Origin of the sequence: Marinobacter alkalisoli (assembly GCF_045449855.1) — a bacterium.
Lineage (GTDB): Bacteria > Pseudomonadota > Gammaproteobacteria > Pseudomonadales > Oleiphilaceae > Marinobacter.
The window spans coordinates 43854-63271 of the sequence record NZ_JBJJLC010000017.1; the positions used below are offsets into that span (position 1 = coordinate 43854).

17 protein-coding genes are annotated in these 19418 nt (G+C 58.9%); 8 read left to right on the top strand and 9 right to left on the bottom strand.

The annotated features are described in order from the left end of the window. Positions 1 to 88 precede the first annotated feature (88 nt). Complete coding sequence (locus tag ACJO5Y_RS08915) at positions 89 to 2290, top strand: acetyl-CoA hydrolase/transferase C-terminal domain-containing protein (protein WP_406986334.1); 2202 nt, start codon at positions 89 to 91, stop codon at positions 2288 to 2290. Continuing rightward, entirely contained in the window at positions 2290 to 2748 is a 459-nt protein-coding gene (locus tag ACJO5Y_RS08920) for an FKBP-type peptidyl-prolyl cis-trans isomerase (RefSeq protein WP_406986335.1), read from the top strand. Before ACJO5Y_RS08915 ends, ACJO5Y_RS08920 begins: the two co-directional genes overlap by 1 nt. A gap of 21 nt (positions 2749 to 2769) precedes the next feature. On the opposite strand, the gene ACJO5Y_RS08925 is transcribed toward ACJO5Y_RS08920, so the two are convergent. Both ACJO5Y_RS08925 and ACJO5Y_RS08930 read right to left on the bottom strand, forming a co-directional pair. Next, the gene (locus ACJO5Y_RS08925) at positions 2770 to 3573 is read right to left on the bottom strand and encodes a lysophospholipid acyltransferase family protein (RefSeq protein ID WP_406986338.1); all 804 of its coding nucleotides are present in this window, start codon (positions 3571 to 3573) and stop codon (positions 2770 to 2772) included. A 5-nt stretch (positions 3574 to 3578) separates the two neighbouring features. Beyond that, positions 3579 to 4337 (bottom strand): GNAT family N-acetyltransferase, encoded by a 759-nt coding sequence (locus ACJO5Y_RS08930; protein WP_406986340.1) that lies wholly within the window; start codon positions 4335 to 4337, stop codon positions 3579 to 3581. Between the two features lie 248 nt (positions 4338 to 4585). Here ACJO5Y_RS08930 and ACJO5Y_RS08935 point away from each other — a divergent pair, with 248 nt between their 5' ends. From ACJO5Y_RS08935 to glpK, 3 genes are all read left to right on the top strand, one after another. After that, complete coding sequence (locus ACJO5Y_RS08935) at positions 4586 to 5323, top strand: response regulator (RefSeq protein WP_406986342.1); 738 nt, start codon at positions 4586 to 4588, stop codon at positions 5321 to 5323. A gap of 70 nt (positions 5324 to 5393) precedes the next feature. Then, on the top strand, positions 5394 to 6968 hold the full coding sequence (locus ACJO5Y_RS08940; RefSeq protein ID WP_406986345.1) for an ATP-binding protein: 1575 nt from the start codon (positions 5394 to 5396) through the stop codon (positions 6966 to 6968). Between the two features lie 255 nt (positions 6969 to 7223). Continuing rightward, on the top strand, positions 7224 to 8705 hold the full coding sequence (glpK, locus tag ACJO5Y_RS08945; RefSeq protein ID WP_406986347.1) for a glycerol kinase GlpK: 1482 nt from the start codon (positions 7224 to 7226) through the stop codon (positions 8703 to 8705). Between the two features lie 8 nt (positions 8706 to 8713). On the opposite strand, the gene ACJO5Y_RS08950 is transcribed toward glpK, so the two are convergent. Then, positions 8714 to 9787, bottom strand: a complete 1074-nt coding sequence (locus tag ACJO5Y_RS08950) for an ABC transporter ATP-binding protein (protein ID WP_406986349.1) — start codon at positions 9785 to 9787, stop codon at positions 8714 to 8716. Between the two features lie 4 nt (positions 9788 to 9791). Continuing rightward, positions 9792 to 10706, bottom strand: coding sequence for an ornithine carbamoyltransferase (gene argF, locus ACJO5Y_RS08955; protein ID WP_406986352.1), 915 nt, complete (start codon positions 10704 to 10706; stop codon positions 9792 to 9794). 331 nt (positions 10707 to 11037) lie between these two features. On the opposite strand from argF, the gene grxD reads away from it, so the two are divergent. Next, positions 11038 to 11364 (top strand): Grx4 family monothiol glutaredoxin, encoded by a 327-nt coding sequence (gene grxD / locus ACJO5Y_RS08960; RefSeq protein ID WP_406986354.1) that lies wholly within the window; start codon positions 11038 to 11040, stop codon positions 11362 to 11364. Between the two features lie 4 nt (positions 11365 to 11368). On the opposite strand, the gene ACJO5Y_RS08965 is transcribed toward grxD, so the two are convergent. The 5 genes from ACJO5Y_RS08965 to ACJO5Y_RS08985 form a co-directional block, all read right to left on the bottom strand. Further along, positions 11369 to 12154, bottom strand: coding sequence for a TonB family protein (locus ACJO5Y_RS08965; RefSeq protein ID WP_406986356.1), 786 nt, complete (start codon positions 12152 to 12154; stop codon positions 11369 to 11371). Between the two features lie 38 nt (positions 12155 to 12192). Further along, the gene (locus ACJO5Y_RS08970; protein WP_406986359.1) at positions 12193 to 14412 is read right to left on the bottom strand and encodes a DUF1631 domain-containing protein; all 2220 of its coding nucleotides are present in this window, start codon (positions 14410 to 14412) and stop codon (positions 12193 to 12195) included. A gap of 198 nt (positions 14413 to 14610) precedes the next feature. Further along, positions 14611 to 15213 (bottom strand): Yip1 family protein, encoded by a 603-nt coding sequence (locus ACJO5Y_RS08975; protein WP_406986362.1) that lies wholly within the window; start codon positions 15211 to 15213, stop codon positions 14611 to 14613. Between the two features lie 143 nt (positions 15214 to 15356). Then, positions 15357 to 16634 carry an HlyC/CorC family transporter gene (locus tag ACJO5Y_RS08980; protein WP_406986364.1) on the bottom strand — a complete coding sequence of 426 codons (1278 nt, stop codon included), beginning with the start codon at positions 16632 to 16634 and terminating at the stop codon, positions 15357 to 15359. Continuing rightward, positions 16631 to 17431, bottom strand: a complete 801-nt coding sequence (locus ACJO5Y_RS08985) for a cytochrome C assembly family protein (RefSeq protein WP_406986367.1) — start codon at positions 17429 to 17431, stop codon at positions 16631 to 16633. The genes ACJO5Y_RS08980 and ACJO5Y_RS08985 overlap by 4 nt, the downstream gene beginning before the upstream one ends. A 179-nt stretch (positions 17432 to 17610) precedes the next feature. Here ACJO5Y_RS08985 and ffh point away from each other — a divergent pair, with 179 nt between their 5' ends. Continuing rightward, positions 17611 to 18999 (top strand): signal recognition particle protein, encoded by a 1389-nt coding sequence (ffh, locus tag ACJO5Y_RS08990; protein ID WP_406986369.1) that lies wholly within the window; start codon positions 17611 to 17613, stop codon positions 18997 to 18999. Positions 19000 to 19161: 162 nt separating this feature from the next. Beyond that, positions 19162 to 19401 carry a 30S ribosomal protein S16 gene (rpsP, locus tag ACJO5Y_RS08995; protein ID WP_012138828.1) on the top strand — a complete coding sequence of 80 codons (240 nt, stop codon included), beginning with the start codon at positions 19162 to 19164 and terminating at the stop codon, positions 19399 to 19401. Positions 19402 to 19418: the final 17 nt, after the last annotated feature.

Genomic DNA, 19418 nt, shown 5'->3' on the forward strand with positions numbered 1-19418 from the left:
CTAAGTCGCCTGGCTCATTGTCTGCCTGCACCTATCATGTGATGATCCTCTCCGGAACCCTCTACGAAGGTTATAAAGGAGTATGGATATGGTGGCAGACGCGCCATTGCGCCTGAGTGATACCAATGCCTGTGTGGACGCCGTTATCGATCGGGTGGGCAAGAACATAACCCTCGGCTTGCCGCTGGGGCTGGGTAAGCCCGTTCGGTTTGTGAATGCGCTGTATCAGCGCGCCAAGGACGATCCCTCCATTAACCTTCACATTGTCACCGCGCTGTCACTGCTCGCTCCCCGGGGCAGCTCCTCCCTGGAGAAGCGATTTATGGGGCCGTTCGCTGAGCGTCTGTATGGACGTATTCCGGAACTGGCCTATGCCCGTGATGTCAGTGCCAACCGCCTGCCGGACAACGTCAAAGTATCCGAGTTTTTCTTCAAGGCCGGATCGTTCCTCAACAATGTTGATCAGCAGCGCAATTACGTTTGCACCAACTATACCCATGCCGTGCGGGATCTTATGGCGCTGGGGGTGAATGTGATCGGGCAGATGATCGCGCCCGGGGATGGCTCGGGTCAGGTCAGTCTCAGTTCCAATCCGGACCTGTCCCTGGATCTGTTGCCCCTGATGCGTGAGCGGGAAGCTGAAGGGACGCCGGTGGCTGTTATTGGCGAGCTCAATGAAAACCTGCCGTTCATGGGGCAGCATGCGGCGATTGCCGAGACCAGCTTCGATGTCCTGCTGGAACACCAGCCATCCGACTATCCACTGTTCTCCGCTCCGCAGATGGCCGTGAGCCCGGCAGATCACCTGATCGGTTTCTATGCCAGCGCCCTGCTCAGGGATGGCGGCACCTTGCAGGTGGGGATAGGTTCCCTGGGGGCGGCTCTGGTGCACAGCGCCATCATGCGCCACAAGCAGAATGATGCCTGGAATGCGGTCTTTGACAAACTGAGTGTGGCGGACCGGTTCCCGGTAACAACAGTGGACGGTGGCACCGGGCCGTTCCGGGAAGGGCTGTATGGCTGCAGCGAAATGATGGTCGACGGTTTCTACTATCTGCTGGATGCCGGCGTACTGACCCGCGAGGTATATGACCACGCTGGCCTGCAAACCCTGATCAACCAGGGCGATATCAGTCAGCAGGTCTCACTGGAAACACTCGATGTTCTCCGCCGGGAAAAACTGATTGATTCCCCGATGCGAGCCCGGGACGTTCGCTGGTTGACCCGTTTCGGTATTTTCAGGGACACCGTCGAGTTCAAGGGTGGTCGCCTCAGGATAGGGGAGCAATCGCTGGATGCGGATCTGGATAATGCCGATTCCAGGGAGGCCATCCGGACCCTGGCGCTGGGTGACCGGCTGACCGGCGGCGTGGTCATGCACGGTGGCTTTTATGTCGGGCCGGAATCGTTCTACCAGGCGCTGCGGGATCTGTCTGACGAGGACCGTCAGCGCATCTGCATGACCAGCGTGAACTACATTAACCACCTTTATGATCACGCCTTCGGCAATCAGCGGTTAAAGGCCGCTCAACGCGTTCACAGCCGGTTTATCAATTCGGCCATGATGCACACCCTCAGCGGCGCCGCCGTTTCCGACGGCCTGGACGATGGCCGCGTGGTCAGTGGGGTGGGTGGTCAGTACAACTTTGTTGCCATGGCTCACGAGCTGCCGGACGCCCGCTCAATCCTGACGTTGCGGAGTACCCGTCAATCTGGCGGTGAGGCGGTGTCTAATATTGTGTTCAGCTATGGCCATTGCACCATTCCCAGACACTTGCGGGATATTGTGGTGACCGAATATGGCATTGCCGATCTGCGTGGACAGTCTGACGAACAGGTCTATCTGAGGTTGATCCGCATCGCCGATTCCCGCTTTCAGCAGGATTTGTTGAAACAGGCCCAGAAGGCAGGCAAGGTGGCGCCGGATTTCAGGCTGCCCGCCGACTGGTGCAATAACACACCGGAAGCCGTGCGCCAGGCGGTGGCCAGCAGTGGGAACGAAGAATTGTTCCCGGCGTTTCCCTTCGGCCGCGACTTCACCGACGAGGAACTGACCCTGGGCAAGGCGTTGCAGACCCTGAAGGCCGCAACGTCGACCCGACGTGGTAAACTGGTGACGCTGTGGCAGGCCCTTCGGGAGAAGGACGAGGATGGCCGTTACGCGGCATTGTTGCAGCGAATGGGGCTGGAGAATCCCCGGGGCCTGAAAGCCAGGCTTGATCAGCGCCTGGTTATTCATGGCCTGCGCAAACTTGATACACCATCCGACACGGGAAGCAAAGAAACCTGATGCAAAAACCTGATGTTTTTACCGTTCACTATGTCCTGAAGAACAAGATCGGGGAGCTGGTTGATACCTCGGAGGGTAGTGAGCCTCTGCACTTCCTGTATGGCAGCCCGGGCATTATCGCCGGCATTCAGGAGGCGGTAAAAGACCGGAACGTGGGCGATTGCCTTGAGGTCACCGTGCCGCCCTCCATGGCCTATGGCGAGCACAACCCGGAATTGATTCGCAAGGTGCCTCGCTCGATGTTTGAGGGGGTGGAGAACCTTGATGTTGGCATGAAGTTCCAGACCAACACCGGAGACAGCGCCCAGGTTGTCCAGGTTGTGAGTATTGATGGCAACCTGGTGAAGGTGGATGCCAATCATCCGCTGGCAGGTTTTACCCTGTACTTCGATCTGGAAATTGTCGGCAAGCGGGAAGCTACGGAAGAGGAAGTTGCCCAGGGGCGCCCGCTTTACTGAGCGGCGGGGTGCCTGTACGGCTTACGCCTGCTGCCGCACAGGCTCGCTTGCGTCTCTGCCAGCTTCAATGGCCCTTTCCCGATAGATCTGCCGCACCCCACTGGCGACCGTTTCCTGTACCTGCTCAACGACCTCCGTCAGTGACCTGTCGGCGTCAATCTGCACTGGCGGGTGAAACACCACGGTAACGTCCGCGGCTGGTTGTCGCAGCAGTCGGGGCAGGTGGGACTGGAACTCGTCATCGCCGATAAACGGCGCCAGGTGGTCCGGCCTTCCCTGTCTGGTGTAGGCAATGCTGATGCCCTGAATGGCAACATTGGCATCCGCCGCCGCCTGCAGCAACCGGCTGTGGAACGGGAGTACCGTCAGCCCCGTGCTGGTCGTGCCTTCCGGAAATATCAGCACGGATTGCCCGCCGCTCAGGGTGGTGGCGATTTCCTGCCTGGCTTCTCGTGCCCTGCCGCCGCCACGGACAATGAACAGTGTTCCGGCTTGTCGCGCGAGCCAGCCGATCACCGGCCAGCGGCCCACTTCCGCCTTGGACAGGAACCGGAGCGGGACGGTGCCGCCGAGCACCGGAATGTCGGACCAGGAAATGTGGTTGCTGACAAGCAGTGCGGGCCCGGTGGCCGGGGTGCCCTGCTGGCGAATGCGCAGGCCCAGGCAGCGGCTGGCGCCATGGAAGCAGAAGCGGGCGATCGGAGCACGGTTGATGGCGCGCCGCGTGACGGTTTCCGCCAGTAGGCAGGCTGAGGCGATCAGTGCGGTAGTGAGCAGGAAGGCGGAAAACAGCGCCAGCCTGACGGTGAGCCGGATCCCTCCCATGGTCGTCAGGCCCTGGCCAGGAAGTGTCTGCTGTAACGCGAAGCCAGCCGGCTGACTTCCAGCACCACCAGGACGTCGGCGCAGCGAAATTCCGGATCCCAGCAGGGTTCCCCGCATACTTTGGCCCCCAGTCGCATGTATGCCTTGATCAGGGCAGGTACATTCACCGGCCGGCCTTCGCTGACCGGATGGGCCAGGTGGGGCAGCTCCCGCTTCGGAGTGACCCGAAAGGCCTCATCGGACATGAATTCACGCTGCAGGTAGCGGGCGATGTTCCAGGCTTTCAGTCCGCCATCGGCCATGCTGATACTGGCGCAGCCGATCAGGTAGTCTACCTGGTGCTGAACCAGGTACTCCGCCAGTGAGGCCCACAGCAGGGTGATGGTGGCGCCATTCCGGTAATCCGGGTGGACGCAGGTTCTGCCCAGCTCCGCCACGGTGCCCGGTAGCCGGTGAAATGCGGCCAGGTCAAACTCCCCTTCGGAATAGAAGCCGCCGGCCTTTGCCGCTTCCCGCTGGTGCAGGATGCGGGTGGTCGCCACCAGCTGTCCGCTGGACTGGTCCGTAACAATCAGGTGATCGCAATACGCATCGAAACTGTCTGCATCGATACCCGGGGTCGTGGCGCCGAGGTCGGAGCCATATTCCTCGGAGAATACCCGGTAACGCAGACGCTGGGCAGCTTCCACGGTGGCCGGGTGGTTTGTTATTCCAGCCTTTAGCTGGCGGGCGGGGCGGGTGACGTCAACGGATTGTGCGCTCATAGCTTGGTCTCATTGTTGCCGTTTCCAGACAAGGCTATGAACCGGGTGTGACAGCCGAATGACCGCCCGATGACGACTGGGTTACAGTGCTTTTTGGACAAATCAGGTTGTGAGGTATGTCACCAGCTGTAACGGAGTGGCGGTTCCATGTATATTTCTGAATAGCATGTATAATTGCTGTTACAGCAGGTTGCCTGTATTGTCAGTAACAGAATGCTTCTTCTGAAACCGGAATAACAAAACCAGAGATGGACGGCGTGGAACAGACAAACGAAAGTTGGCGAATTCTCATTGTCGAGGATGATGAACGGCTGGCAGAGCTGACAAGGGAATATCTGGAGAGTAACGGCCTGACCGTTTCCCTGGAGACCCATGGTGGTCGTGCAGTCGAACGTATCCGCAACGAGCAGCCTGACCTGGTTGTTCTTGACCTTATGCTGCCGGGCGAGGATGGCTTGTCCATCTGTCGCCGAGTGAGGCCTGCTTATCAGGGCCCGATCATCATGCTCACCGCCCGGACCGATGACCTGGATCAGGTGCTGGGTCTGGAGATGGGCGCGGATGACTACATCGGCAAACCGGTAAAGCCCCGGGTGCTGTTGGCAAGGATTCGCGCCATGTTGCGACGAATCACCGAGGGCAGCCAGGGCGGGGCCGAAGAAGTCAATGGTGAGGAACCGGTTCGGCTTCAGTTCAATGACCTGGTGGTGGATCGCTCCATGCGCGAAGCCTGGCTCAATGACGAGAGTATCGATCTGACCAGTGCCGAGTTCGATCTGCTCTGGTTGTTGGCCAGTAACGCCGGGCGGGTACTTAGCCGGGAGGAAATCTTCACGGCCCTGCGGGGTATTGAATATGACGGCCAGGACCGCTCCATTGATGTCCGGGTGTCACGGATTCGTCCCAAGATCGGTGATGATCCGATACACCCCCGCCGCATCAAAACGGTTCGCAGCAAAGGCTATCTGTTCGTAAAAGAAGCCTGAACCATCAGCCTCTGGCGCCGGTTGCCTTTCCCGCGGGGTGGGGCCGGCGTTCGTTGCCAGGGTTAACGCGATGCCCCTGAAGTTTTTCCTCAAACTCTACCTTCGCCTGATCGGCCTCACCTTTCTGGTCCTGCTGCTGTGTGCTGTCCTGTTTGTGGGCGTCAATTCGGTTCGTTCCCAGTTCTGGAATGAACGATTTCCCGAGCCGCTCATGCGCTGGCTGGCGGCGGCACCGGCACCACTTCGGCAATATCATTGGCTTGAATCGCTCTACGATTTCCAGGTGTCCGCGCCCGACGGCCTGTCTCTGTCGCCGGTTGTTCTTGAGCGGTTGGCGTATGGTCAGGTTGTGGCCAGGGAGTCCAGTATCGGTCAGCAGGTTCTGGTTCAGGGCGTGGATGGGTCGGTGCTTTCGATCCGCTTCAGGGATACCTATCGCGATGTGGCTGAAGCGGTGGCCCTGATTGTGCGGCAGCATATGGATGATGTGGGGCCTGGCCGTGAAGAGCTGATGATCGGTCAGTTGGAAGAGACCTTCCGTTTATCCCTGTCACGGATTGAAAGTCCGGACCGTGTGCCGGGCTCCGAAGTGCTGGAGCGGGTGTCGGAACGGGGACTGGCACTGTACCAGAAGGACGGCACTGACCGTGCCAATGTATTGATTCGGCTTGGGGACGGTTCCCTGATCGATCTCACCATGCCGAAACCGTTCAGTCCCTGGGCATGGCCCGTGATTCTTCTGCTGCTGGCGGTCAGTGGCGGCGTGTTGGCGTTGGCGCTCTACCTGGCGCTGAGGGAAGTGGATGGCAATCTCCGGGCGGTTGAATCGGTGGCTGTGCGCATCGCCCGGGGGGAAATGGGCGCCCGGGTGGATGCCGGGGACAGTAAGCTGGTTTCCCGTCTGGCGGCGGCCTTTAATGGCATGGCAGAGCATATTCAGCGCCTGGTGGGGGTTCAGCGGGAGATGATCCACGCGGTGTCCCACGAGTTGCGCACGCCGGTTGCCCGCATTCGTTTTGGTGTACAGATGATCGAGGGAGCCTCCAGCCCGGAGGCACTGCAAAAGCAGCTGGATGGCATCGACGGCGATATCCAGGAACTGGATGAACTGATTGATGAGATTCTGACCTACGCCCGACTGGAGCAGGGTGGGCCGGTGTTCTCGCTGCAGGAAACCTCGGTTACGGATATTGTCCGGCAGGTGGTGGGCGAGCAGCAGCTGATCCGCCCGGAGCTGACCATCACGGCCAGGATTGACGAGGAGTCGGAGCAGTGGGGGCTGTCAGATGTCGAGCCTCGCTACATCCACCGGGCCATCCAGAACCTGGTCGGGAATGCCGGCCGTTATGCCCGCGAGAAAGTGATGGTCTGCTGCCATTTCGACGAAGACAACTGCCGGGTGGACGTTGAGGACGACGGCCCCGGTATTCCGGAAGAGGACTGGGAAAAGGTCTTTACCGCCTTTGCCCGTCTCGATGACAGTCGCACGCGTACCTCCGGCGGTTACGGGCTGGGGTTGTCGATTGTGCGCCGTATTCTGTACTGGCATGGCGGGCAGGCATTCGTCAGTCGTAGTGAGACGCTGGGTGGCGCCAGGTTCAGCCTGGTGTGGCCACGCAAGAAGCCGGTGGACGCGATAGTGTGAACTGAGTCTCGCTCTCTCACCTGATGTAACAATCCGCATACATAACCTCAACTGAACAGGGTCATCCCCTTGTCCATAATTCGCAGTGTAAGGGATGACTTTTGAGGTTGTAGTTCTTACGAACTTTCCTTGTTTCATTCGTCATTTGAGGGCCGGTTTTTACCGGCCCTTTTTTTTGGGTTTTTGTTGCCGGTTTTGCTTTCCTCAGGCTCTCCACTGTTAGAATTATGGAAAAACAATGGAGTGCCAATCACCATGCCAGATTACCTTCTCGCCATTGACCAGGGGACGACCAGCTCCCGCGCTATCGTGTTTGATGAAACCGGGACCAGCGTTGCCGTGGCCCAGCAGGAATTCCATCAGTATTTCCCCCGGGATGGTTGGGTTGAGCACGATGCCGCCGAAATATGGGACAGCACCCTGGCGGTGTGTCGCGAAGTGCTGGAAAAAGGCGGCATAGACGCCGCGACCCTGGCGGGGATCGGAATCACCAATCAGCGTGAGACAACGATTATCTGGGACCGGCAGACTGGTAAACCCATTCATCACGCCATTGTCTGGCAGGATCGCCGTACGGCGTCCATTTGCACCAAGCTGAAAACCGATGGGTATGAAGATACCGTTGTCGAGCGTACCGGGTTACTGATTGACCCATACTTCTCAGCCACCAAAATCGCCTGGATTCTGGACCATGCCGATGGTGCACGGGCCCGCGCCGAGGCCGGGGAACTGGCGTTCGGCACTGTTGACAGCTGGCTGTTGTGGAACCTCACCGGCGGTCGGTCGCACCTGACCGATGCCACCAACGCCTCTCGCACCGCGCTGTTCAATATCCATGACCAGGCCTGGGACGATGAACTGCTTGAGCTGTTCCGGGTGCCCAGGGCGCTGCTTCCGGAAGTCATGGATTGTGCCGCGGATTTCGGTACCACCGACGCGGCATGCCTGGGCGCGCCGGTGCAGGTCGCGGGTATCGCGGGTGATCAGCACGCCGCTTTGATCGGCCAGGCCTGTTTTGAGCCCGGCATGGCCAAGAGCACCTATGGCACCGGCTGTTTTCTCATGCTCAACACCGGAGAGCAGGCGCTACGCTCCGAGAACCGTCTGTTGACCACCATGGCCTATCGTCTGAATGGCAAGCCCTGTTACGCCATCGAGGGCAGTATCTTTGTCGCGGGTGCGGCGATGCAGTGGCTGCGGGACGGCCTGAAGCTGATTCGTCATGCCAGTGAATCTGCCGCTTGTGCGGAGCAGGTCGGGGTGGATAACCCGGTGTACCTGGTGCCGGCGTTTACCGGTCTGGGGGCGCCCCACTGGGACCCTCACGCCCGGGGTGCAATCATGGGGCTGACCCGGGATACCGGTATCGCCGAGATTGTCACTGCGGGCCTGCAGTCCGTGTGTTATCAGACCAAGGACCTGGTCCGCGCCATCCAGAACGACGGTGCTCACCTGCAGGCGCTGCGGGTCGACGGCGGCATGGCGGTGAACGACTGGGTCATGCAGTTCCTGTCGGATATTCTGAATGTGACGGTGGACCGCCCGCGGGTGACAGAAACCACGGCGTTGGGAGCCGCGTACCTGGCCGGGCTCCATACTGGCGTCTACAAGAGTCTGGATGAGATTGCGCAGTTGTGGGAGCGGGAGCGACGGTTTGAGCCGGCCATGAGACCGGCCCTCAGGGAATCGCTCTACGCCGGATGGCTGGATGCCGTGGAGCGGGTCTGCAACAACTGACGGCCAGGTCAGGCGGTGCGTTCAAACGCGATCAGGTGGTCGGCTTCGACGCGCACCGGCACGGTTTCGCCCAGATGAAAATCCAGATGGCTGCGGAACAGGGCCTCGAACTCCGTGTCTTCCGAGCAGCGGAAACGATACAGGGTTGAGGTGCCGGCAAAGGTTTTCTCGACCACCTTGGGTTTGAGGCCGGAGTCCGCGTCGTAGACGATGTCGTCAGGCCGGATCAGCACGTCTACCAGGGTGCCGGGTGCCCATTTGTAGGCCCTGTTGCCGTGAATGATGCCCAGCTCCGATTCAATGGTATCCGGACCCAGCGCCTTGCCGGGAACAAAGCCACCCTGGCCGACAAAGCCGGCCACAAAACGATTGGCGGGTTCGTGATAGAGGTTGTAGGGCACGTCCCACTGCTGGATGCTGCCGTTTTTCAGTACCGCTACCTGATCGCACATGGCAAAGGCTTCCTGCTGGTCATGGGTGACCAGGATGGCGCTGATACCGAGGGTTTTGAGGATCTCGCGCACATCCAGGCTCAGACGCCGGCGCAGATCGGTGTCCAGGTTGGAGAAGGGTTCGTCCAGCAGGATCAATGTTGGTTCCGGCGCCAGTGCCCGGGCGAGAGCGACCCGTTGTTGCTGGCCGCCTGACAGTTCGTGGGGGTAGTTGTCCGCCAGGTCCTGAAGGTGCACCAGAGTCAGCAGTTCCATGACTTTCTGGCGCTTCTCGCTGCGGCTCTCCTTGTGCAGGCCAAACCCCACATTGTCGGCGATGGTCAGGTGCGGAAACAGCGCGTAATCCTGAAACACCATGCCGATGCGGCGTTTCTCCGGCGCCAGTGTCCGGCCGGGCAGGCTGATGGATTGTGACTGCAGGCGGATTTCGCCGGTATTGAGCGGCAGAAAACCGGCCAGCGCACGAAGTATGGTGCTTTTACCGCAGCCGCTGGGCCCCAGGAGGCAGCCAATGTCGCCGTGGCTCAGTGAGAAGCTGACGTCCTTGACCACCGAGCCGTCACCGTACCCGCAAGACAGGTTGTGCACTTCCAGCAGCCAGTCGGCGGGTTGGCTCAGGCTCGGGCTCATCCGGTCAGTCCAGTTTGTTGAGAATCAGGAACTCAAGCAGTGCCTTCTGGGCGTGCAGACGATTTTCCGCCTCATCCCATACCACGGAGCTGGCGTGCTCCATCATGTCCGTGGAGATTTCCTCGCCCCGGTGAGCCGGCAGGCAATGCATGAAGAGTGCGTCCTTGTCTGCCAGGGCCATCAGCTCAGGGCTGATCTGGTAACCCTGGAATGCCTTTTCACGGGCTTTCTGCTCGTCTTCCTGGCCCATGGAGGCCCATACGTCGGTGACCAGCAGGTTGGCGCCACGGGCTGCCTCCTGCGGATCGCGGACGATGCTGACGCGGTCGCTGTGCATCTGCATCAGTGAGGCGCTGGGGTCGTAGCCTTCAGGGCAGGCAATGCGCAGGTTAAAGCCGAACTGGGTAGCGGCATTGATGTAGGAATGGCACATGTTGTTGCCGTCGCCCACCCAGGTCACCGTGGCGCCACGGATGCTGCCCCGGTGTTCCCGGTAGGTCTGCATGTCGGCCAGCAGCTGGCAGGGATGGAAGTCGTCGGTCAGCGCGTTGATGACCGGCACGCGGGAGGCGCTGGCAAACTTTTCCACTGTATCGTGGGCGAAAGTGCGGATCATCACCGCATCCACCATGCTGGAAATGACGATGGCGGAATCCTCGATGGGCTCACCCCGTCCCAACTGGGTATCGCGGGGGGACAGAAACAGCGCGGCGCCACCGAGCTGGGTCATGCCGGCCTCGAACGATACCCGGGTTCGAGTGGATGATTTCTCAAAGATCATCGCCAGCACCCGGTTCTTCAGGGTGTCCCGGGTAACGCCGCTGCGCCATTCCTTGCGAAGTTTGCTTGCATGGTCCAGCAGGCTCTCAAGCTCGCCGGATGTCATGTCATTCAATGTCAGAAAGTGTCTTGCTGCCATGTTCTGGCCCTTTATCAAACGAAAACCCTGCCGCACATTTACGGACATGCTGGTTGTTACAACTGGCCCGTAAAAATCCGCGTCGGAAAACCACAACGCGCCAGACTGCGGATAAAACCGCACCGGCGGGTGAACGTGACGGGAGCTGCGCTGACTGCCTGTAAGACAGGGGCTCAAGTCTAGCCCTTAAGGCAGATGATGACAACGGCGTTGCCGCAGTGGTTGCGCTGCATCAAGCGGGGAGTTTGGTGCCGCCGACAGACGGCGTGTACAATAGGCCTCAAGTGCATTGCCGATAGGCAATTCCGTTTCCAATCAGAGGTGAATGTTCATGGACATTAATGAAACCATTAAGAGCCAGCTTGAGGGTAACCCGGTCATTCTGTACATGAAGGGTACTCCGCAGGCTCCACAGTGCGGTTTCTCGGCAAAAACCGTCCAGGCATTGATGGCCTGCGGTGAGCGCTTTGCGTTTGTCAATATTCTGGACAATCAGGAGCTGCGTGAAGCCCTGAAGGTTTATTCCAGCTGGCCGACCTACCCGCAGCTATACATCAACGGTGAGCTGGTGGGTGGCTGTGACATCGTTCTCGAGATGTCCGAGAGTGGCGATTTGGCCAAGGCTGTCAAGGATGCGGCCAAGCAGGCTGAAGCCTGATCCGCTAGTTTTCCAGACGCTCCGGGGAGAACACCAGTTCAACCCGGTAGCGTTGCTGTCCTTCCTCTTTGCCTGGCGGCTCCGGATAGGGGCTGGCTGCCAATGCAGCCCGGTAGGCTGCACCATCGATTCCTTTCACACCACTTGATCGGGACACGTTCGCCCTGGTCAGAGCGCCATTTCCCAGCAGATGAAGTTCAACCTCCAGGGTGACGGGCGAGCTCAGTTCCCGAAGCATCGACACGCCATTGCGCCTCAGTTCCCGGGCAATCCGGGTGGCGAGACTGACAACGTAGGCATCGGTCTTTTTCGGGGATTCCGTTACCTGTCTGATCTGACGGGGCGTTTCGGTGGGAGAGGTGGCGGCAGCGCCTGCCGCCGCTGTCAGGGATGGGGGCGACTGGTTTGCTGCCTCCGCTTGCGAGGCTCCGGCAGCGGGCGCGGCTGATGCCGGTTCGGGGGCTGGAGTGACCCGTGGGGTCGCCGATTGCGAGGGCGCCTCGGGTTGGTCCGGGTGTGCTGTCTTCGAATCCTGCTGCGGGACGCTGGCATCCCGGGGTTCCTGTGGCTGCTCGGCGGGTTTCTCCCCGGAGCTGGCCGCGGCTTCGGGGGCCGGCTGGCTGCCGGGAGCCACCAGCGTGACGGTCATGGTCGGCGTCGGTTGCTCTGTCCTCTCAAGCAGTGAGGGAATAGCCGACAGGCCGGCAGTGTGTAGAAACAGCGCCAGGGAAATGGCAAGGGCGATTCGATACCGGGCCGGAAGGCTGGTAGTACGGCCATAATCCAGCATGGTCTTTCGGCTGCTCCTGGCAAGGGTGAGTTGCGGCCTTATCCAGCCTTGTTCCGTAAGCTGCCGACAACAGCATCCAGTGCCCGGTCAATGAGTGCACCCTGTTCCAGTACGGTCAGTCTCCCGCGGCGCATTTCGTGGGCCAGCTCGGTGCGAGTTTTCTCGATTACCTTGAGTCCCATGCGATTGACGAAAACGAAGCAGTCCGCTTCCTCGATAATGGCAGACAGCTTGCAGCGGAAGCTGGCGCCGTTGACCAGGTTGAACTCAACCCAGTTGCCAATTTCGATCGCATCAATCTGCGCGACGTACTCCGCAATGGCGGCTTCCTCAAGCTGCTGTTGGCGCTCGACAGCCGTTGGCGGGATTTGTTCCGGTTCTTCGGCGGAGGGGGCCGGTATATCCTCCCGGGCTTCCATCAGCGCGTTGGCCCGGAATGCTTCCGTCAGTTCGTGTTTGAGCTCGCTCATCATTTCGTCGAGCTTCGAGGAGTTGTAGGAGACTTCTTCCAGTCCGGCACGCAGAGACTTGATCAGGCCCGGCACCACGCGCACCCACTGGTCCCTTTCCTCGTCTTCCTGGTGAGGATGGAGGCACCAGATCAGATCATCCACGACCCGTACGGATTCCAGCCAGCGGTGCTCGACATCGTCCCGTAGGTACGCCAGGAACATGACCCGACTCCAGCCGTTAACCAGGATATTTCGAACGGAATCCGGCAAATGGTAGCGGGCGACTTTTTCCTGGAGCACGCGATCGACGGTTTCCTGGGCTTTCTGGGATTTTATGCGGCCACGCTCTGACTCGCGGGTTCGTTGTTCCACCAGTGAAGCCTTGCGATTTTCCCTGGCAAGATACTGCTCAAACTCTTCTCCGAGTTCTTCAAACAGTGACAGGTCGCCATCGAATTCGTTGAGGATGCGTTGCACAATGCTGTGAATCTTGTCGTAAAGTTTGTCGCGGGTCTTTTCGTCGCTGTCACTCCAGCCGATACCTGCACGGGCAAGGGAGTTCAGCAACCGGCGCGCAGGATGGGTTGCTTTGCTGAAGAAGGTTTTGTCCTTGATGACCACTTTGAGAATAGGAATCTGCAACCGGCTGATCAGTACCTGAATTGGCGCTGACAGGTTGTAGTCGTCAAGGATGAACTCAAACAGCATGGAGACGAGGTTGATCAGGTCCTCATCCAACTCGTTCAGCGCGGGTTTCTTGCCATCCACGGCCACGTTGTGGGCCAGCAACTGCTCCACCACCTGCCGCAGATCCACGGTGATCGGCTCCCCGGCACTGAGATTCTCCGAGGTGGAGACTGGCGGCTGTTGGGGCAGGGCGCTCAGCAGACTGACCAGTTCCGCGCCTCCGATGACGTGGACATTGGGGTCCGATGCCCGTGACGGGATGCCGGCGTTGGCCCGCTGCACGGCCAGCATCTGGCGGATTTGTTCAAATACCGCGCTGTCATGGGCCTGGCTGGTCGCCTGGGATGAGTCGTCGCTTTCTCCCTCGGGCCTGGGCTTTTCAGTCGCCTGCCCCTGGGTTTTTCCGTGTTGCTTCCCGGCCTTGCCATGGTAGCGAAAATTGGGAATAACGCCGGCCTGGATCAGTATGCGGTTGGCTTCATCCAGCAGCATGCCCAGGTTGGATACTACGTAACGGTCGAACTGTTTGAGCAGGATCAGGCGCTCACGAATCTGGATTTCCAGCGCCTGTATGGCTTCGGTAAAGGCGCTGCACAAGTGTTCCGGGGCCATCGGGTTAACCGGCGATTCTTCGCTGGCTTCCGGATAGACCACACTGAAGCGGGTCTGGAGTTGCAGCAGTGGTCCCTGGAAGTGTGCCTTGGCCTTGGTGATCATGGCGTTGAGGGCGACCTGTTCTTCCAGGTCGTCATTGCCTACCAGTGAAAGGCTGTCAGCCGAAGGCTGTGCAGTCTGACTTTCTTCGCTGGCCACACCGCCGCTGTGCGGTGGCGCGGCAAAATTCTGGGCAACGGCGTTCTGGAAATGCCGTTCCACGCCCTTGCGCTTGATGCGGATTTCGCGCATCGCCTCAAAATACCGGTTTTGCTCGTTATTGCTGCGGGCATTGTTGGCCAGCTCGAACAACGAGTCATCGACCGCGTCGAAGGCTCCCTGCAGCAAGTCTCCCAGCCCGGCAACGACGGTGTCACGGATCCGGGTTACCTCTGCAGGAACGGGGCGGGAACTGCCCGCTTCCCTGTGTTCGCGGAGATAATGTATGCCGGACTGCTTATTCATGGCCGACTCCTGTTTACGCCTCAACCGGATACATGACCGAGCTTACTGACTTAATTTCTCATTATCGGTTAAATCTACCGCATTTTTACAGGCCGTAACATGACTAAATGATAACAGGCCCACGTTGCCAAAAATTTAGGGGCACCCCGCAGGGTACCCCGTTGCATGATCTTTGGTTTACGCCAGGTTCGGACGGTATCAGTGAGTGTACACCGGTCCGATGCCAACGCTCCAGATCACCACGCTGACTGCCAGCAGCGCCACCAGCATGACCAGTCCGACGGTCAGTACCGAGGACGCAAACATGAAGCCCCGATCCTCAGGTATCTTCATCAGGATCGGCAGGCCTTCATAAAGAAGATACACGGCGTAGGACACGGCGACGAGCCCCACCGCCATGTTTACCCAGATGTTGGGGTAGGCCGCAATAACGCCCAGCAGGAACATCGGGGTCGCGGTATACGCGGCCAGGGTTACGCCACGGGGTGTGCGGTCCTTGACTTCGTAGGTGGCGGCGAAAAAATCGATGAACTTGCCCAGAATATAAATGCCCGCAAGCATGGCGGCATAGAACAGGGCGGACAGTTGCAGTCCGCTGGTGACCGTCAGCCGGGTGATGGCGCCATCTCCGATCTGCCAGCCAACCTGGGTGGTTCCGACAAAACCGGCAATAGCGGGTATCAGGGCCAGTATAAAGATGTGGCCTAAATACAGTTTACTAACGGATTCGGAATCCTGACGTATGGCTTCCCACTCACGATCAGGGTGGGTGAGCAGGCCAACGGTGTGTGTCAGACTCATGGAAAGGCTCCTAATGATTATTGTTATGTCGCACGCACTTTCAGTCTTGGTGGAATGTGGGTGGCGGTCAAGGAGTCGGTTAAATTTTGATCGTCTAATCTCCGGGGTCTGCTATAACCTTACGGTATAAGCGCCCCGGAACGTCAGAGAAGAGAGCGCTTCTTGCGGCGGGCGGGGCGGACGATGGCCGCCTTGACGACATTATCCTTGATCTGCAGCACCTCGATCCGGTGACCGGAGACCTTGAGGCAGACGTTGGTTTCCGGGATGTTTTCCAGGGTTTCGGTGATCAGTCCGTTCAGGGTTTTGGGGCCATCGGTGGGCATCTTCCAGCCCAGTGTCTTGTTGATGGTCCTGAGTGCCGTGGCGCCATCAATAATAAACGTGCCGTCGTCCTGGGGGATGATATCGGGGCTGGTTGCGGCGTAATCGGTGGTGAATTCACCCACGATTTCTTCAAGGATGTCCTCAAGTGTGGCCAGGCCCAGCACGTCGCCATACTCATCCACCACCACCCCGAACCGGCGCTTGCCTTTCTGGAAATTGATCAACTGGGTGTTCAGTGGCGTGCTCTCCGGAATGAAGTAGGGCTCCTGGCACAGCTGCATCAACATGGCTTTGTTCAGGTCTTCCTGCAGCAGCAGCTTTGATGCGCTGCGGAGGTGGAGAATGCCCTGGATATTATTGATGTCGCCTTTGTAAACCGGCAGCCGGGTGTGCTGGCTGCTGCGGAGTTGGCGCAGGATGGTGTCCATTTCATCGTCGAGATCAATGCCGACCACGTCGTTACGGGGCACCATGATGTCGTTCACGGTGACGTTCTCCAGGTCCAGGATACCCACCAGCATGTCTTTGTGCTTGGCGGGAATCAGTGCGCCGGCTTCATTGACCACAGTGCGCAGCTCTTCGCGGCTCAGGTGGTCGTTGGCGGCGTCGTTAGGAGAAATGCCCAGGATCTTGAGGATGGCCCCGGTGAACAGGTTGACCGCCCAGACCAGCGGGTAGAGGATCTTGAGCAACGGTCCGAGAATGTGACTGGCCGGAAAAGCGATTTTCTCAGGGAAGAGTGCCGCCAGGGTTTTCGGGGTTACCTCGGCAAAAATCAGGATAACCAGCGTGAGCAGCAGCGTGGCGATGGCTATGCCGGCATCCCCCCAGATGCGAATGGCGATGACGGTCGCTATGGAGGACGCCAGGATGTTGACGAAGTTGTTGCCAATGAGGATGACGCCGATAAGTTGATCGGTTCTCTGCAGGAGGCCCTGGGCGCGCTTGGCTCCCTTGTGGCCGGTTTTGGCCATGTGCTTCAGGCGATACCGGTTCAGGGACATCATCCCGGTTTCAGAGCTGGAGAAGAAAGCGGACAGCACAATAAGCCCGACCAGTACGCTAAAAAGTACCGTTAGCGACGTTTCATTCATTGACGAAATACCAGCTCAAGTGCGAATTTACTACCGTAGAACGCCAACATCAGTAGCGCGCAGCCCGCGAGGGTCCAGCGACTGGCAGTGATGCCTCGCCACCCTTTGGTGTAGCGACCAATCAACAGAGCCACAAAGACCACCAGGGATAGCAGCGAAAAGAGGGTTTTGTGGGCCAGGTCCTGGGCGAACAGGTCCTCCACGAACAATGCGCCGGTGACGATCGCCAGAATGAGCATGACCACCCCGGCCCAAACCATTTCAAACAGCAGGGATTCCATGGTTTGCAGCGGCGGCAGGTTGCGCACCAGGATGCTGTTGTAATTGTGCTTGAGCTGACGGTTCTGGAAGTAAAAAAGGGTCGCCTGAATGGCAGCCAGGGTGAACAGGCTGTAGGCTGTCACCGATAGCGCGATGTGGGAAAGCATGCCGTAGCTGTCTTCCGGCACCAGGCGGGAAGGGGTGTGGGTGATCAGTGACAGGATAATTGTGAGCCCGGCCAGGGGGTAAGCTCCGAGGAACAGGCTTTGCACAGGCTTGCGAAGACTCAGCCCGAGCAGGAGGAAGACGATCAGCCAGGATATCAGCACCGAACTCTGGAAAAAGCTGAAATCAAAGGCGGTATCCTGATGTACGGTCTGGGCAATCAGCAGGCCGTGGCCTGTCAGTGCCAGAATGCCAATCAGCATGGTGATGGCTACATTGGTATGCACCCGCCCCCTGAAGCTGAGTGCTTGCAGGGCGGTACCAACGCTATACAGAAAAAGAGAGGTGACCGCGAGAATCAGCGTTCCCATGACTTCCTTTAACCACTGTCTGACTGGGGATCGGTGCAGTTAGTCACCGATTTGACCGGGTTGGTCGTTTCAGGGCGATAGTCTGGTTATAATGTCGCGATTATGCAACAGGAATCAAGGAGCCGGGTCCCGGCTTCGTGGTTTGTGCACTCAATTTATCCGGGGTACGGAAGAGCAACATGTTTGAGAACCTCCAAGACCGACTTTCCGGTAGCCTGCGCAAGATTTCCGGCCAGGCGCGGCTTACCGATGACAATATCAAGGACACGCTGCGCGAAGTGCGAATGGCGCTGTTGGAGGCGGACGTTGCCCTGCCAGTGGTCAAGGACTTTATAGAAGGGGTCCGTCAGCGCGCCATCGGCCAGGAAGTGCAGCGCAGCCTCACGCCCGGGCAGGTGTTTGTTAAGGTTGTCCAGCAGGAACTTGAGCGGGTCATGGGCGAGGGCAATGAATCCCTCAACCTGTCCGTGCAACCGCCGGCGGTCATAATGATGGCAGGTCTGCAGGGTGCGGGTAAAACCACAACGGTTGCCAAACTGTCGCGGCTGCTCAAGGAGCGCCAGAAAAAATCGGTGATGGTGGTCAGTGCAGACGTCTACCGTCCTGCCGCTATCCGGCAACTGGAAACCCTGGCCGGTGAAGTCGGGGTAGAGTTTTTCCCCAGTTCCTCGGATCAGGATCCGGTGGATATCGCCGAGGGCGCGATCGCAGCAGCCCGCAAGAAGCATATAGATGTCGTGATTCTGGATACCGCCGGCCGCCTGCATGTGGATGAGCAGATGATGGGCGAGATCGGACGGCTGCATAAGGCGGTCAACCCGGTGGAAACCCTGTTCGTGGTCGATGCCATGACGGGCCAGGACGCTGCCAATACCGCCAAGGCCTTTAATGACGCCCTGCCGCTGACCGGTGTGGTGCTGACCAAGACCGATGGCGATGCCCGTGGCGGTGCCGCGCTTTCCGTGCGTCACATTACCGGCAAGCCCATCAAGTTCCTTGGTATTGGTGAGAAGTCCGATGCCCTTGAGCCCTTCTATCCGGATCGGGTGGCCTCGCGGATTCTGGGGATGGGGGATGTGCTCTCCCTTATAGAAGAAGCCGAGCGCAAGCTGGACCAGAAGAAGGCCCAGAAGCTGACCAAGAAGATCAAGAAGGGCAAGAATTTCGATCTTGAGGACTTCCGTGATCAGTTGCAGCAAATGAAAAGCATGGGCGGTGTCGCCGGCCTGATGGATAAACTGCCGGGCATGGGGCAGATGGCGCAAATGGCCCAGCAGCAGGTGAATGACAAGTCCATGGGGCAGATGGAGGCGATCATTTGCTCCATGACGCCGAAAGAGCGTCGTTACCCGGATGTCATCAACAACTCTCGTAAGCGCCGTATAGCGACGGGGTCCGGCACCCAGATTCAGGATGTGAACCGTCTGCTCAAGCAGCACAAACAGATGCAGAAAATGATGAAGAAATTCGGTAAAAAAGGCGGTATGGCCAATATGATGCGAGGCATGGGCGGTATGATGCCTCCCGGTGGAGGCGGTGGTGGTATGCCGCCATATGGCCGTATGTAGAAAGCCGTACGCAGAAAACCGGGTTTCACTGTGTTTCCCTGTTTTCATTGGCGCTTTTTTAGCATAGAATAGCGCCCCTTTCGAGTATGGGTCTTCACGCCGGCCAGTTCTGGCGGGTGTGAATCGTACAAAGTTCGTACAACAGAACAGGATATTGGTTAAATGGTAACAATCCGTTTGGCTCGCGGCGGCTCAAAGAAGCGCCCGTTCTATCACCTGACAGTCACCGACAGCCGCAAATCCCGCGACGGTCGTTTTATTGAGCGTGTTGGCTTCTTCAACCCGGTTGCCCGTGGTCAGGAAGAGCGTCTGCGCGTTGATCGTGATCGTGTTGAGTTCTGGCTGGGCCAGGGTGCTCAGGCCACCGATCGCGTTGCCCAGCTGCTGAAAGGCGCTGAGTAATTACGCTTTAATACCGG